Raw genomic sequence first — 15,735 nt, 5'->3', positions numbered from 1 at the left:
TGATTATTTAATTTCCAGATTGTAAGGTAGTTTGGCTTGAAGCTTCTCCATATTTTTCAAGTACTTTATTTCTTTGGCCATTGGAGCAAATACGCCTAAATATTCCTTCAATTTGGCCTCTTCTTGGCTTTTACTGAATTTCTCCATTATTTGCTCGAAATCCGACTTAGGATAAGGATAGTATTTTACTTGGTATTCGCCAGCTTTAAGTTTGACCCTCTTAGCTGCAATTTCCACAGCGTCGTCAAGGCCACCCAAAACATCAACCAAGCCCACGTTTTTGGCCTGAACACCCGTCCAAACTCTACCGCCTGCTACTTCTTTCAACTTTTCAATTGGCATTTTACGGCCAGCCGCTGCTTTTGAAGTGAATTTCTCATAACCTCTATTCACTGAGTTCTGAATTAGCATTTTTTCAGCATCCGACATTTCTCTGGTTAATGATGGCGAATCGGCAAACTCGTGTGTTTTTACACCGTCGAAAGTGATTCCTAGTTTGTTGTTCATCAATTCTTGGGCGTTGAATAACATTCCAAAAATACCTATAGAACCCGTGATGGTAGTTGGAAGAGCCACAATGGTGTCGCAGCCCATAGCCATGTAATACCCACCTGATGCAGCCACACTACCCATAGAGGCAATAACTGGTTTGACTTTTTTGGTCAATTGAATTTCTCTCCACATCACATCTGAGGCCAAAGCACTTCCTCCTGGCGAGTTGATTCTCAATACGATAGCCTTAATTTTCTTGTCATTTTTTGCTTTTCTGAGTTCTTTTAAGAAGGTCTCAGAACCTATCGACTCCGAATTTCCTTCTCCTGAAATAATATCTCCTTCGGCTACTATAACCGCAATTCTGTTGTCTCTTGAGCCTTCTTTGACGTACTTTTTGGCTTTTTTGTAGCTTCCAAGTTTTACAAAACTTAGTTTGGCCGATTCTTTTATTCCAGCTGCTTTTTTCAAAGCTGCATCGTATTCGTCTTCATAACCAACATTGGTCAATATTTTGTATTTGACTGCATCTTCAGGTTCTTGAATCAAGGCTTTGTTTAAAACATTGTCAATTTCTGTTTTAGAAATACCCTTTTCTTCGGCTATTTTGGTGTAAATGTGGTTGGAGATAGACCCCAAATATTCCGAAACCTGCATTTTGTTCTCAGGACTCATGTCTGTTCTGATGTACGGCTCTACGAAGCTTTTGAACTGACCTACCCTGAAAATAACCGGTTTAACACCAATTTTATCGAAAAGTCCCTTCATAAAAGTGATTTCAGCGTCTAAGCCATTAAATTCTATTCCTCCGGCTGGATTTAAGAAACTTTTAGTAGCCACGGATGACAGATATACGGCCTTCTCGGTCATAATTTCAGCATAGGTGTAAACGAATTTGCCTGATTTTTTGAAGTCAATAAGTGCATTCCTGATTTCCTCTATTTCAGCAAAACCAGCCATCGGGTATTCCAGTTTTATGCTGATTCCCTTGATGTTTGGGTCTAGCTTGGCATTGGCTATGGCCGCTTTAAGGTCAACTAAGCCTGTTTTTTGTTCACCATTGCTAAAGATTTCTGAGAATGGATCCTCCTTCGTCGAATTCTCGGCTATTTGGGTATTCAGGTCGAGCTGCAAAATCGAGTTGGATTTTATGGAAGTCTCATCCTCTCCACTCGACATGGCTGAACCGATGCCAATCACCAAAAACAACGACAAAAGGGAGAACAGGAATATTCCGATTATCGTGGCTAAAACGTATTTTAAGAACTGAAGCATTTTATTTTTTATTGAATGATAAATTACAAATCTACAAAACAAAGTTATGTTGGTATCTTTTTGCGGAGGCTAAAAATTTATTTAGCGGAAAATTAAAGTTTTAAATGGCAAAATAGAGATTTACCGTTTAATTGACTCACAATTATTGCCTAATTTTAGCTTTTACAAATTGGTTTAATTCTTTGGACTTCTAACCTTGTTTTTCGATTTTTGTTTATGGTAGAATTTGAAGCTGAGATTATTAGGTACGCCAAAAACGGCGAAAAAACGGGATGGACTTTTGTGGAAGTTCCTTGGGATATTGCTGAGCAAATAAAACCTAAAACCAAAACCACCTACCGCGTAAAAGGTAAATTGGATGCTTTGGAGATCGGTCAGGTGGCTTTGGTGCCAATAGGTGAGGGGAATTTTATTCTACCGCTGAATGCTGAAATGCGTAAACATATCAAAAAGCAAGTTGGTGATAAACTGAAAGTGTCTTTGGAGGAAGAAAGCGAAGAATTACCAATTTCAGCAGATTTATTGGCGTCATTAGAGCTTGAACCAGAGGCTCTTGAGTTGTTCAACTCCTACCCGAGAGGTCACCAAAGGTATTACTCCAACTGGGTGGAATCGGCCAAAACTTATGAAACCAAATCAAAACGGATTTATATGTGCGTGTATGGATTGCTGCACAAAATGGATTACGGGCAAATGATCAGGCATTTCAAAAAGGAACCACTTTTATGATTTCTTCGCTTCTAAATCTTTCATTATTTCTAAGACAATATTTGATTCGTACCCCTTGGAAATCATGTAGTTAAATATTTTTTGTTTACGTTTGAGGGGATTAATTTCGGTTTTGAGGTCGTTCATTTTTTTTTCTATGAGCAATGTTGCGGTGGTAAAATAATCATCGTTTGGTATTTCCTTCATAGCCGACTCCAACACATACTTACTCATTTTTCTGGCTTTAAGTTCAGCTTTTATTTTTAGCCTTCCCCATTTTTTTACTCTGAATTTGCCTCCCGCAAACGCCTTGGCGAAACGCTCTTCGTTTAAATAATTTTCTGTAATCAAATAAGCAATGATTTCTTCCGCTTCATCGCCCCAAATCTTCCAATCCTGTAGTCGTTTACGGACTTCGGCTTGGGTGCGTTCTTGATAAACGCAATAATTGGCGGCTTTTTTAAGGATGGCGGTGTCCAAGGGGAGAGGGTGCGTTTAAAATTTTAGTTATTTTGAGAAAGTAATTTTAGTTTTTAGTCTATTAGAATATATGGGAAGTATTAATTCCTTTTTTTTGATCTCAATTTGCTAATTTTTCGAAAACGAAACTAATTGCAATAAGAATTGGTAAAGCCAACCAGCCGGTAAAAATTAACTCTAAACCATTTTGTCCATCGCCCACGTAACAAAGCGTTTTAGGATTGCTGTAAAATGCCGATAAACTGGATTGAAGCATAACATATTCGAAAATATTGAAGAGTAATAATTGTTTTTTTACTTTTTCATAATTTTCTAAACTGACTGATTTAACAATCTTTGAAAAAAATAAAAAAGGGCCAATAACGCAGGCTAAAATTGTTAAAAACCAAGTAAATTTCCAGGCGGTTGTACATTCCAAACCTATTAACATGAGAAGCATTTGAAATCCTATAATTAACATAACTGTGAAACTGGGTATAAAAAAGCCCGCAATTGAGAAAATAATAGTTGGTTCGATAAATTTCAGTTTCATATATGAATTGTTGTTTATTGTAAGATTATGAGCGGCTTATCTTTTTGTTTTTATTAATTTGTTTTTGTAGAATTGATTGAAAACGAAGATTAGGATTTCTTGCAAATGTTAAATTCAAAGTAATTTATTGAACCACTTTCCCTTTCAATTACAAAACAAGGCAAAACTATTTAATTATTTGAGAAAATTGTAATTACCTGGAATCGAATTCTTTTTTCAAACGTTAAAGTCAAGACCATGTAGTAATAGAACAAATTATTCGACTTTGCTAGTAAAAAATTTATACTTGTTATGACAAGAAAATACAATCAAAGTAAAAAGATTAACCAGTCTGGAATTCAAAAATTTAGTTTGGTAACAACGGGAAGATATAAAGAAGTTTATATTCAAAAGACACCTGTGGTAAAAAGTTTAAGTGGGATTATTAAGCTTGAGCAAGATTTTGATATCAAAAAAGAATACTCAGAGTTTTTAATTGATAAATACAAATGAATAGCAAATTTAGTTCCTCATAATTTACCCTCACTCCCTAAATCACCAACCCATCCAGCAACTCCACATACCCATCAATACCTCGATAAATTTCTTCCACAAAAATATATTCATCAGCCGTATGTGAGCGAATCGAATCTCCTGGACCGATTTTTATGCTGGTGAAAGGCATCAATGCCTGATCAGAAAGGGTAGGAGAGCCATAAGGCTTCATTCCTAAAGCTATTCCTTTTTTCACTATCGGATGATCGAGCGAAATGCCTGATGGATTGAGCCTTATACTTCTTGGCGTTACCTCTGACTTTACATTTTGTTTGATTATTTCCAAAGTTTCCTCCAAACTATAAGCGTCTGTGGCTCTGACATCCACCACAAAAGAACATTCATCGGGAACGACATTGTGTTGGGTGCCAGCATTGATAACCGTTACGGCCATTTTAATGGGTCCTAAACTCTCAGATTCTTTCTCAAATTCATAGTTTCTGAACCAATTAATATCTTCCAAAGCCTCATAAATAGCATTTTTCCCTTCATTTCTGGCTGCGTGACCGGCTACTCCTTTTGCCTTGCAGTCTAATACCATCAGTCCTTTTTCAGCCACCGCCATGTCCATGAGCGTTGGTTCGCCGACGATGGCTAGGTCTATTTTAGGAAGCGATTTTATCAAAAGTTCTATGCCATCCTTTCCTGATATTTCTTCTTCTGCGGAGGCCGCAAATATCAAATTGTAAGGCAATTCAGTCTGTTCATAAAAATAAAGAAAGGTAGCAAAAAGTGACACCAACGGCCCGCCAGCATCATTGCTTCCAAGTCCAAAAAGCTTACCGTCAACTATTTCGGCTTTGAAAGGGTCTTTGGTGTATGAAGCATTCGGTTTGACGGTGTCATGGTGCGAATTCAACAAAATAGTCGGTTTCGATGAGTCGAAGTGTTTGTTTTTGACCCAGATATTGTTTTTGTTGGTTTCGAAATCGATATTTTTTTCTTTGAAAAACTCCTCAAACAATAAAAGCGTTTTATCCTCCTCTTTGCTTAAAGAAGGAGTTTCTATCAGTTTGGTTAGAAAACCAATAGCAAAATCACCTAATTGTTTAATTTCCGGATTTTTCATCTGATTATAATTTTCACAAAAATAAATTCTCCCGTGCTTACAACCTATTTTCAGCTAAAAGAATCTTAAATTTGAATGAAAAAGCTATAATTATGAAAATGTTTGCACTGTTCTTGAGTTTAATATTGTTGAGTTGTGAGTCCAATGAAGTGAAGCCCTCGGTGGTTGGAAGCTGGAAATGGGTTGAATCTCAAGGTGGTATTGCTGGTCTCACGATTAAAGCCTCAGAGTCAGACCAACGAGAAATGATTTTTGACTCTAAGGGTAATTTTACCATGATTCAGAACGGAAAAACCATTACTCAGGCCAAGTATGAGCTCAAAAACGCAAAGTCTATTACTTCCACTGAGCTAAAACCAATGATAACTTTCCCCAATGAAGACGCTATGAATCTGTCTTATGAAATCAAGGGAAATAATCTTTACTTATTTGAGGAAGTTTACGATGGTTTTAGTCATACTTACGTGAGAAAGTAGTCTTGATTTTGGTTAGCCGTAAGTTTGTTTCTTATTTTTGAGTAAATATTTACCCAAGTTTGAAAAAAAAGTCGGCGGCTTTACCTGATACAAAAACCGAAAATTCTGCTGAATTTCGAATTCCTTACTACAAAAAACCAGCAAATTTGTCTGTTGACGAATGGCAATGGAAGCTGCGGAAACAGTTTGGGGAGGAAAACGAATTTGTGATTACAAACATTGGAGACGAGGCAGTTTTCTCCGATTATTTGGTTTACAATCCCAACACCATTAACAACTACAAGGTCTCAATCAGGGACTTTAATCACCAAAAAAATTTCTGTAATTGTCTGGATTTTAAGACTAACCGACTTGGGATTTGTAAGCACATAGCCGCTACTTTAAAATTTTTAACTGCCAATCTAGAAATTACAGAATACCTGAGTAAACAATTTGTCGGTAGTTATTCGAGTATTTATCTCGATTACCCCGGAGGAAGGCAAGTTAAACTAAAAATAGGAACTGAGAAATCTGCAGAATATGAGGGTTTAAGAAAGAGATATTTCTCTGATAACAACGAATTATTGGCTACTTCATTTCCAGTTTTTGAGAAAATTCTACATGAAGCCAAGCAAATAAATGCGTCTTTCGTCTGTTATGAAGATGCTCTTGCGTATGTAATTCAAATCAGAGAAAATATAAACAGAAGGCTAAAAATTGGGGACTTTCTAAAGAAAAATCCAAAGATTTCTGACATAGCCGGTGCTTTGAAAGTAAAATTGTTTCCTTTCCAAGAAGATGGAGTAAAATTTGCCGCAAGAGCAGGCCGCAGCCTCATAGCCGATGACATGGGTTTGGGTAAAACTTTGCAAGCCGTTGCGGTGGCAGAAATGTATAAAAAAGTCCTTCAAATTCACAAGGTTCTGATAGTTTGTCCCACTTCATTAAAATATCAGTGGAAGTCAGAAATTGAGCGATTCTCTAACAGCAGCGTAGAAATAATAGACGGAAATGTCAGCAGGAGAAAGGAGCAATATTCCCAAAGCGATTCGTTTTACCAAATAACGAGTTACAGTTCAATAGCCAACGATGTCGATTTTATTAATGATGCTCTGGAATTGGATTTTGTGATTTTAGACGAAGCCCAGCGAATAAAAAACTGGAAAACTAAGGTGTCTAAAAGTGTAAAAAGGCTTAATTCTACCTACACCGTTGTACTAACAGGCACGCCACTGGAGAATAAACTGGAAGAGCTGTATTCCATCATGCAGTTTATAGATGTTTACCAACTTGGGCCTTTGTATCAGTTCGTCGACAGATATCAACTTAAAGATCCAGAAACTGGAAAAGTAATTGGCTATCAGCATTTAAACGAAATAAAGGCATTGCTTTCTGACACACTTTTAAGGAGGACTAAATCAGAAGTTTTGAAGCAACTTCCTGAAAGAATGGACAAAAATCTTTTTGTTCCTATGACCCACGAGCAGCATGAAATACATGATGAAATGCAGATGGTCGTGAGCAAATTGGTGAGTAAATGGCGTAAGTTTGGTTTTCTCAATGAAGCCGATCGTCAAAGACTTATATTGTCGCTCAGTAGAATGCGGATGGTTTGCGACAGCACCTTTATCATTGACCAAAGAACTCGGAAGGATACCAAAATAGAAGAATTGATGAATATTTTGGAGGAGTTTTTTGAAACCAATGACAGCAAGGTGGTGATTTTTAGCCAATGGGAACGCATGACCAGACTTGTAGCCGATGAATTGGAGAAACGAGATTTTGGCTTTGAGTATCTTCATGGAGGAATTCCGAGTCAGAAAAGAGAAAAGTTGTTGACTAATTTTAAAGAAAATCCCAATTCGAGGATTTTTCTTTCTACCGATACTGGTGGAGTGGGTCTCAATCTTCAATCAGCAGCACTTTTGGTAAACTTGGATATTCCATGGAATCCAGCGGTGTTGGAACAAAGAATAGGAAGAATTTATCGTTTAGGACAGAAACGAAATGTGACTATCATCAACTTAGTTTCAACTGGCACGATTGAACACAAAATGTTGGATGTTTTGAAATTCAAATCATCCATGGCCAGTGGTGTTTTGGATGGAGGGGAAGATGCTATATTCCTTGATAATGAGCAGTTTAAAGGATTTATGGAGTCTCTTGCAACTTTAACAGATGAAGTATCAACTGATATAGATTTTGAAATTGAAGCTAATTCTGAATTCGAACTTCCGTCCGATTCAAAGGGAATTGATGCTAATAAAGAAGAAAATCCACTTTTAGGCGATGATGATATTTTTGATGTAGAAGAAACGGATAAATCTACTGACTTGCTAAATCAGGGATTGTCCTTTTTTAGTAATCTGATGGAAACATTAAAGAATCCAAAGGCTACGCAAGAACTTCTGAACAACATTACAGAAAAGGATGCAAACGGGAAAGTCTTCCTGAAAATTCCAATAGAAAATAGAGAGGTAGTAGAAAACGGTTTAAGAGTAATGAGGAATCTTTTTTCTGATTTAACTAATCAAAAGTAGTGAATTAAGGAATCACCAAATAAACCGCCACAAAATGAAAAATAGCTGCAAATAGTACAAATAGGTGCCAAATGAAGTGATTGTAGGGTATTTTTTGATTTTGATAGAAAACTACTCCGACTAGGTAACTAAGCCCTCCTGCCACCAAGAAATAGAATGGAACATCAGGTATCCTTCCCCAGAAACCTCTGTCAAAAAAGAAAATCATACATCCTATAAAGATGTAAATCAGGCTAGAAAGTAGTCGGAAGCGACCAGTGTAAAATACTTTCTTGATTATACCCAAGGCAATCAACGACCATTGGACTATAAAAAATGTCTGTGCCGTTTCCGAATCAGTAAACAAAATAATAAAGGGAATGTATGTTCCACCAATCAAAAAGAAAATGCTGATGTGATCTAAAACCCGAAGGGCTCTTTTGGCAACTGGATTAAAAACAGCATGATATAAAGTAGAAAAACTAAAAACCATAAACAAACCTAAAGTGTAGGCCGCAGTACCCAATCCCAAGTTCGTAACTCCTTTATTGTGAGCCATCGTAACCAGCAGCGGGCCAAATGCAAAGGTTAAAATAACTCCAATTCCGTGAGAAAGAGCGTTGGCTATTTCGGTTTTTAAAAGTCTGTCGTTTTCCAAGTTTAGAGTGTTATTTTGGTTCCGGCATTCCCTGTTTCTAGTGCATTTTTAAGTTCGTCCGCATGACAAATCGTAACTTGACTTACCCCGTTTCTTAGCGAAGAAAAAGCATTATCCAGCTTTGGAATCATTCCTTCATAAATAACACCTTGATTTTTGAAGGATTCATAATTGGCTGGATTTAATTCACTTATCACCGAATCTTCATTTTCGGGGTCAGACAAAACGCCTTTTTTCTCGAAACAATAAACCAAGTTTGTAGGCAATAATGAGGACAAACCAGTAGCCACAGCCGAAGCTTGTGTGTCGGCATTGGTATTGAGCATATCGCCGTTCATATCAAATGTTAAGGGTGCAAAAACAGGAACAATGTCAGCGTCTAGCAGAGACTTTATAAATAGAGCATTAACTTCCAAAATATCCCCAACAAAACCATAATCGATGGTTTTTACAGGTCGTTTTTGAGCTAGTATCGATTTGCCATCCGCACCGGTAAGCCCGATGGCATTACAGTGATTAGCTTGAAGTTTAGCCACAATTTGCTTATTGACCAAACCTCCATATACCATAGTCACCACATCTCTCATGGCTTCGTCAGTTATACGGCGACCTTCTACCATTTTTGTTTCTATGCCCAGGTCCTTGGCTATTTTTGTGGCTATTTTACCACCGCCATGAATCAGTATTTTTGGGCCTTTTATTTTTGCGAAATCACTTAAAAATGAAGCCAGCTTTTCGGGGTTATCAATCACATTTCCCCCGATTTTTACGATGTTTACCAAAACTTTCTTTTTTCTTACAAAATTGGCTAATTTATCTAAAAATCACATTCAATTTTCGTTAAAAGAATTGGTTATCGCTTTTCTAAGAGCTTGGTGAGGTCTTAGACCATTGGTTTTATAGGTTCTTGGAGTTCTATCTCCAGAATCTTCCCGACTTTGTTTTATTTTATCGAGCATATATTTCCTGTAACTCTCCAAATCTTCCGCTGAAAGATTCTCTCTGTTGGTGTTACCACTTTCGTAGCCCTCATTATAGGTGCTTACTCTGGCAGATTCTATCGCCAACTTTATTTTTTCGTTTATGGCTAAAAGATCGCCTTCAAGTTTGGTTTTTTTCTGCGTAAGTTCTTCCAAATTTGGTAATAATTCAAGCTTTTGGTCAGCCAATTCAAGAAGTGATTTGCCTTTAAACCATGGTTTTTTGATTTCATTCAGAGCCTTGGTTTTCTTTCTAATTTGTCTGTTTGCACTGTTTATGACAGGGTTATACTGAAACCACCGTTTCCAATAAACTTGCAAGACGGGGAAAGCAATTCCTAAACAGATAGCCCCTGCGATGGCAAACAATACACCGCTCAAAACAAATGACCAAAGTGCCCAAGGGCTATTCACAAGTTTCTGATTTAGAGCATCATACTCTCTAAGTTTTTGTTCGATTTTCTGGGTTAAAACGGGATTTTCAACCGTTTGTCCACCTGAAATCAAAGGCGTAGCCTCCATTTGAAGAGACTTTATTTCCCGATTTATGGCTTCCTTTAGTTTATCTGTTTTGTATGCTTCATATCTGAACCAACCTAAAATAGACAAGGTTCCGATGGATATAATAACCAAGATCAGTTGAAAATAGCCATGGGCTTTTTTCGACGAAGTACTAAGCTGTGTCAGATAAGGTTGCTCAATAATTCGTTCGTAGGCCGGTTTTAGCAAGATAGAAACTCCCGCCAAACCGAATGCAAATGCCCAAGCTTCAAAAGTGTTTCTGATATTGAGGGCATACGCCACTATTTCGTGGGAAATAATCAAATCGCCAAAAATAAATGTGATACCAGCTGCCAGATAGATAATGCCGGCCAGCATTGGATAAGGCGACTGATTCTGCTTTTTGAGTTCTTTTATTTCCTCTATTCTCTGTTTTTTCTCCGAAATTTCATTTTCGAGCTGGGCAGTTAAATGATTTTGCTCTTCATATTCAGTCAAAATCTCTTGTTTTTCTTTCAGAATTTCCAACTTTTCTGTTCTAGAACTTTCCAGAGAGGCTTTGGTTTCGTCCAAATCCTTGGTGATGATTTCTTTGTTTCCAATCAACCAATCAAGGCTCACTTCGCTCGACAAATACCCTTCGTAATTCGCTCTTTCTACGTTATCTATACCGTTTTCAAAACCTTTTTCAAAATCCTCAGTGTTTTGCTTCATTCTCCTATGATATTTTTGATTTGACTGCTATTCAACTTCTGCTTGTAATTTTTTGCAAGATTGTACTCGCTCATGAACACGTTCACTATGGCTTCTTTTTCTGCATTTATTTTGGCCATCTGAGCCTCTATTTCATTGAGATCAGGCAATATTTTCCATTTTTCTACCCTTATTTTCTCTATTTCACTATTGATCTCGTCTTTTTTTGCTTGCCAATCAGTATTTACTTTTTTCTTGTTCTCTTTTATGTTTAGGTTTTGATTCAAGGCTCTTAGTTCATATTTCAGTCGGGCTATACTTCCTAAAAGAATTTTTCCCGAAATCATAAATGCAAAAAAAGTAAAGAGCAAAAACGCCAAAGATTTGTACAGTGGGACGGCCTCATAAACTTGAACAAATACAAAAATGGATGCTGCCAATGGCATTCCAAATTCCTCCAAAAGTCTTTTCCAGGTCAATTTGGCATCGTTGTGAATCACCGCCACGGGATTATACAAACTAAACATGCCCGTCAAAAACACTCCCCAGGCTATCCAATTGTGGCTTTCTAGGAAAGAGTTTTTCAGACCCTCGTCTATCAAAAAGTAATTGCCAGCACACATGCCGATGGACAAAAGAAGTCCAACGGCTACTCTCAAGAGATTTTCCTCTTTTGCCTCCTGCTCGATGGCCAGCTTAGATTTTTGGTCGATGGCGATGATCTCTTCATTCTGTTTTTCCATGAAAAGATTTAATTCTCCAATTCTTTCAGATAATTCCTCCCGTTTTTGTTTCAGACCTGATGCTTTTTTCTGGAAAATAGAATCTATGATTTTGAGTTTTTCTTCAGGTTTGGTGTCCGAAAGTCCGAAAATCACGCCTTCGTCTCGTAAAGCATCTTCATTGCTAAGCCAATACGGGAATTCTTCTTCTTCGTTTATTAGCTCCTGAATGTTTTGTTTGGGGAAAGCCATCATTTCGGTACTTACAATTTCTGAGGAAGGCATCTCCACAATTTCTGAATTTTCGGTCTTATTTTTTGAAAATAAGTTTTTTAACCAATCTACAAAAGGCATTATTTTAGAATTATTTGGGAACACATATAACACAAATCTTCCTAAAAAATTATCGGTCCTACAATAAATTTGTGACGAAAGGTGCAATAAATGATTTAAAAATCAAGGAATTGCCCGATGCGATGTGTTATTTTTGTTTTTCAATAGAATATTAATTTATGCAATTGTTTTCGAGAAAAGTAGGCGAGGGGCAACCTTTTGTGGTTTTACATGGTGTTTTTGGTTCATCTGATAATCTTTTTACAGTTTGTAAAAAAATAGCCGAGGCGGGTTTTGAAGTTCATATTCTGGATGCACGCAATCACGGGCAATCACCAAGAAGTGAGGAGTTTAGTTACGAGGTGATGGCCGCTGACCTGAATGAATATTTGGTTGCAAATAACCTAAATAATCCCATAATTCTAGGTCATTCAATGGGAGGTAAAACAGTGATGACTTTCGCTCAGCATTATAATAATTTCTCAAAAATCATTATTGTAGATATCGCTCCAAGATTTTACCCCACTCACCACGACCATATTTTGGCTGGCTTGGCTGCTATAGATTTAGAAAAAATCACAAGTAGAAAGGAAGCGGAGGATATTTTCTCTGGCTACGTTTCAGATTTCGGTGAAAAACAATTTATTCTGAAAAATCTTTATCGCACAGAAGAAGGTGGTTTTGATTGGCGTATTAACGTTCCGGTTATCAGTAAAGAAATTTATCAAATTGGCGGCGAAATAATCTTGGACAAAAAAGTAGATAAACCAGCTTTGCTAGTCAGAGGTTCTGAATCTAGTTATGTAACAGACGCTGATTTTGAGTATTTTAGATCCTCGTTCGTAAATGCGGAACTTCAGACCATCGATGGAGCCAATCATTGGGTGCATGCTACTAAACCAGTGGAGTTTGTTGAAGCTATTTTGAAGTTTTCGGCTTGATATTATCTGGAAATCAAAACCTTACCGTTTTTTTTATAGGTTTTATCGCCAATTTGGTAAGTGATTACATACAAGTACTGACCATTAGGTGCATTTTTTTCTTTGATTTTACCATCCCAAGACAATTCCTTGGTTTCTATACTGTGTACGATTTCACCCAGATTATTAAAGATTTCCAGCTTTTTTATTTCTCCATAAAATCCATCTACTAAAAAGAAGCTAAAGGTATTGTTAAGGTTGTCTTCATTTGGGGTGAAAATATCTGGCACAAATATCAACAAATCGGGGTCAATGGTGTATCTAAAACTCTCCTTGGCCGTGCATCCAAAATCATCTTTAATATTCAGCTGATACGTAATTTCTTTTGTAGCTGTAAAGGTTGGTGAAAAAACGTTGGACTCAGAAAGGTTGGTTTGGGGAGACCAACTGTAGGTAAACGGACCTTCATTTTTTGGGGTCAATTTAATTTCTTGATTCAGTTGTACCTCCGTAGTGACCATTTCCTGGTCTTTCATAGGGAAAAGTTCAAACCTTTCTGAATTGTTCAAAAGCTCACTTCCACAAACATTTGATGAAACCTTTACAGTTCCGGTCATAAACCCCTCGTTGTATACCATGAAATCCGGATTTTTAACATTTACCATACTTGAATCTCCAAAAGTCCACTGAATATTTAGGTCGCTTAATGGGGCATTTGCTTCCAAAACTGGCTTCCACTTATAAGGATTACAACCCCCGGGTTTAGAAAATTCTGCCTTGGCATATGGTGTTTCTAGAAGTATAGAGTCGGTGATGGTATAAACACCATAATCGATACTAACTTTGTAATATTTACTTTGTTGTGGCCTTACGGTTATTGTTTGCGTGGTTTCTCCTGTTTCCCATTTGATTTTCGGGGAAATAACTGGTGGAATAATGTTGGTTTTGCTCTCAATAATACCAATGTATTTCTTTTCGCCAGACTCGTCACACCAAAGTGGATCTCTTCTACAACCTTGTATAGCGTACATGCCGGGGTTATTTAACTCATCATTATTCGGTTCTCCATCTACCCAATATGCCCTAGCAAATGAGGCCTTGCTCATCCATTCCCATCCTGAGGCGGGATTTGGAGGGTCATTGAAGTTTTTAGCCTTTGGATTTTGAACGAAGCCAATCCAATGTATGTCATTTGGTAACAGATTAAATAGAAAACTATTCTTTTGCTCGTCGTTGGCGGTGGCGAGGTGACCGTTCATCATTTTGGCCATAATTATGGCATCTTCCACCGTTACTTGTTTACAAGTTTTAAAATAATGCAAACCAAATCTTTCGTTGAGTTTGGTTACACAAAAATCAAAAGGATTAAGAGCTTTGTCGTTTATTTTGAGTTGTGTAGGCTCGTTTGGACAAACCAAAGTTTTAGAAGCCACAATTAACTGAGCATGGGCAACACGAATACAAAAAAAAGTCACCAAGCCTAAAATCTTAGCGATTATTTGGGTATTTATGTTTTTTGAAATCTTCATTTAAGCTTATATACTTGCTAAAATTATGAAATTTATTTCTGTGTTTCAGCATTTTGGTCTTTATTTGAAATAAACTCACGTTATACAAATATGTTATTTCAAAAAGAAATAAAACTTGCACCCTTTCAAAGAGGCTTTCACCTTATTACGGACAAAATCATAAAAGAGTTGGACGAAATCAAAAATGTAAGAATTGGTTTTTTACAAGTATTTATAAAGCACACTTCTGCTAGCCTGACTATCAATGAAAACTGCGATCCCACCGTTAGAGGTGATTTCGAAAGACATTTCAATATTTTGTTTCCTGAGAGAGCACCTTATTATCAGCATGATTATGAAGGCGATGACGACATGCCAGCACACCTAAAAAGTTCGACATTGGGTTGTCAAGTGATGGTTCCGATTACCAACGGAAAACTGAATCTTGGTACATGGCAAGGCATTTATCTCTGCGAGCATAGAAACCATGACACAGGCAGAAGGCTAGTTCTGACCATTATGGGTGATTAAAGTTTCATTTAGGGAACTTGTTTCCACGAAAAGACCTCCCAAATTAACCAATTAACCAATTAACCAATTAACCAATGTGCTTGCCTAAAATAGGTTGACGTTTTTTTAGACAAATGTAATATAGTTAAAATTGTAATATACATTGATTTGGGTTGATATTTTTCGTTTCATTACAAGTCCAAATTGGTAATATCGGTCGATTTTCGACATATTGTTCTTTGATATATTGTTCAAACGAGTTTGGTGATAGCTTATTCAAAGCTACATGTGGTTTGCTATTGTTATAGGCTTCAATTGTTCGGCTCAATTGTTTTTTAAGTTCTTCAAAACTTGTAATATTTCGATATCTGAGGTACTGGTTCTTTATAGTTCCATTTACTCTTTCAATATGAGCATTTTCATGGACTTCGTTGCACATACTTATTTTGATTTTGGCAGCATTTAACATTTCTACGTACTCATTGCTGACGTACTGCCCACCTCTATCAGAATGATGAATTAGTTCTGTAAAAATAGTCTGTTTCCGAGCTTTAAATGCCATCTTTAGAGCCTCACAATTGTTTTCTGCTCTCATATTATCTGCAGCGGTATAACCTACTATTTTGCGGGAATAGACATCCATTATCATTGTGATATAATAGACTTTTTCACCAACATTAAAGTATGTTATATCACTCGTCCAAAGTTGATTAATATTATTTAGTTTTATGTCAACCAAAAGATTTTTGTATCGACTATATGGACTCGAAAATGTGGTTCTAACTGGGTTTTTATAAGCCATTAACCTAAAGCCATAATGAATACCAATACTTACGAAAGCATCTC

16 protein-coding genes are annotated in these 15,735 nt (G+C 36.9%); 6 read left to right on the top strand and 10 right to left on the bottom strand.

The features are described 5' to 3' along the window. Positions 1-3 precede the first annotated feature (3 nt). Positions 4-1,767 carry a signal peptide peptidase SppA gene (sppA, locus tag EGI31_RS10115; RefSeq protein ID WP_255037116.1) on the bottom strand — a complete coding sequence of 588 codons (1,764 nt, stop codon included), beginning with the start codon at positions 1,765-1,767 and terminating at the stop codon, positions 4-6. A 216-nt stretch (positions 1,768-1,983) separates the two neighbouring features. Here sppA and EGI31_RS10110 point away from each other — a divergent pair, with 216 nt between their 5' ends. After that, positions 1,984-2,496 carry a YdeI/OmpD-associated family protein gene (locus tag EGI31_RS10110; protein WP_255037115.1) on the top strand — a complete coding sequence of 171 codons (513 nt, stop codon included), beginning with the start codon at positions 1,984-1,986 and terminating at the stop codon, positions 2,494-2,496. Here EGI31_RS10110 and EGI31_RS10105 read toward each other — a convergent pair. Together EGI31_RS10105 and EGI31_RS10100 are read right to left on the bottom strand one after the other, a co-directional pair. Then, positions 2,491-2,955 carry a regulatory protein RecX gene (locus tag EGI31_RS10105; protein WP_255037114.1) on the bottom strand — a complete coding sequence of 155 codons (465 nt, stop codon included), beginning with the start codon at positions 2,953-2,955 and terminating at the stop codon, positions 2,491-2,493. The two genes, EGI31_RS10110 and EGI31_RS10105, sit on opposite strands and share 6 nt — an antisense overlap. A gap of 100 nt (positions 2,956-3,055) precedes the next feature. Then, positions 3,056-3,487, bottom strand: coding sequence for a hypothetical protein (locus EGI31_RS10100; protein WP_255037113.1), 432 nt, complete (start codon positions 3,485-3,487; stop codon positions 3,056-3,058). A 291-nt stretch (positions 3,488-3,778) separates the two neighbouring features. On the opposite strand from EGI31_RS10100, the gene EGI31_RS10095 reads away from it, so the two are divergent. Beyond that, the gene (locus EGI31_RS10095) at positions 3,779-3,979 is read left to right on the top strand and encodes a hypothetical protein (protein WP_255037112.1); all 201 of its coding nucleotides are present in this window, start codon (positions 3,779-3,781) and stop codon (positions 3,977-3,979) included. 37 nt (positions 3,980-4,016) lie between these two features. On the opposite strand, the gene EGI31_RS10090 is transcribed toward EGI31_RS10095, so the two are convergent. Further along, positions 4,017-5,090, bottom strand: coding sequence for a M20 family metallo-hydrolase (locus tag EGI31_RS10090; protein ID WP_255037111.1), 1,074 nt, complete (start codon positions 5,088-5,090; stop codon positions 4,017-4,019). 92 nt (positions 5,091-5,182) lie between these two features. On the opposite strand from EGI31_RS10090, the gene EGI31_RS10085 reads away from it, so the two are divergent. Next, positions 5,183-5,566 (top strand): hypothetical protein, encoded by a 384-nt coding sequence (locus EGI31_RS10085; protein ID WP_255037110.1) that lies wholly within the window; start codon positions 5,183-5,185, stop codon positions 5,564-5,566. Between the two features lie 59 nt (positions 5,567-5,625). Beyond that, entirely contained in the window at positions 5,626-8,085 is a 2,460-nt protein-coding gene (locus EGI31_RS10080) for a DEAD/DEAH box helicase (RefSeq protein ID WP_255037109.1), read from the top strand. Positions 8,086-8,089: 4 nt separating this feature from the next. On the opposite strand, the gene trhA is transcribed toward EGI31_RS10080, so the two are convergent. From trhA to EGI31_RS10060, 4 genes are read right to left on the bottom strand one after another with little or no spacing between them, the layout of a single operon-like run. Then, complete coding sequence (trhA, locus tag EGI31_RS10075; RefSeq protein WP_255037108.1) at positions 8,090-8,722, bottom strand: PAQR family membrane homeostasis protein TrhA; 633 nt, start codon at positions 8,720-8,722, stop codon at positions 8,090-8,092. A 2-nt stretch (positions 8,723-8,724) separates the two neighbouring features. Further along, positions 8,725-9,504: an acetylglutamate kinase gene (argB, locus tag EGI31_RS10070; protein ID WP_255037107.1), complete on the bottom strand. Its 780-nt coding sequence runs from the start codon at positions 9,502-9,504 to the stop codon at positions 8,725-8,727. Between the two features lie 48 nt (positions 9,505-9,552). Next, on the bottom strand, positions 9,553-10,917 hold the full coding sequence (locus EGI31_RS10065; RefSeq protein ID WP_255037106.1) for a hypothetical protein: 1,365 nt from the start codon (positions 10,915-10,917) through the stop codon (positions 9,553-9,555). Beyond that, positions 10,914-11,972, bottom strand: a complete 1,059-nt coding sequence (locus tag EGI31_RS10060) for a hypothetical protein (RefSeq protein ID WP_255037105.1) — start codon at positions 11,970-11,972, stop codon at positions 10,914-10,916. The genes EGI31_RS10065 and EGI31_RS10060 overlap by 4 nt, the downstream gene beginning before the upstream one ends. Positions 11,973-12,130: 158 nt before the next feature. Between EGI31_RS10060 and EGI31_RS10055 the strand changes: the two genes are divergently transcribed. Next, a complete protein-coding gene (locus EGI31_RS10055) occupies positions 12,131-12,892 on the top strand; it encodes an alpha/beta fold hydrolase (protein WP_255037104.1) in 762 nt (253 codons plus the stop codon). 2 nt (positions 12,893-12,894) lie between these two features. Here EGI31_RS10055 and EGI31_RS10050 read toward each other — a convergent pair whose 3' ends face one another. After that, positions 12,895-14,400 (bottom strand): T9SS type B sorting domain-containing protein, encoded by a 1,506-nt coding sequence (locus tag EGI31_RS10050; RefSeq protein ID WP_255037103.1) that lies wholly within the window; start codon positions 14,398-14,400, stop codon positions 12,895-12,897. Positions 14,401-14,490: 90 nt separating this feature from the next. Between EGI31_RS10050 and EGI31_RS10045 the strand changes: the two genes are divergently transcribed. Continuing rightward, positions 14,491-14,910 carry a secondary thiamine-phosphate synthase enzyme YjbQ gene (locus EGI31_RS10045; protein WP_255037102.1) on the top strand — a complete coding sequence of 140 codons (420 nt, stop codon included), beginning with the start codon at positions 14,491-14,493 and terminating at the stop codon, positions 14,908-14,910. A gap of 124 nt (positions 14,911-15,034) precedes the next feature. Here the strand turns inward: EGI31_RS10045 and EGI31_RS10040 are convergent. After that, the coding region (locus EGI31_RS10040; protein ID WP_255037101.1) for an IS3 family transposase at positions 15,035-15,735 on the bottom strand (701 nt) is incomplete at its 5' end.

Origin of the sequence: Lacihabitans soyangensis (assembly GCF_024343775.1) — a bacterium.
Lineage (GTDB): Bacteria > Bacteroidota > Bacteroidia > Cytophagales > Spirosomataceae > Leadbetterella > Leadbetterella soyangensis.
The sequence above is the reverse complement of the archived record's forward strand: the minus strand, read 5'-3'. Positions and strand labels throughout refer to the sequence as shown.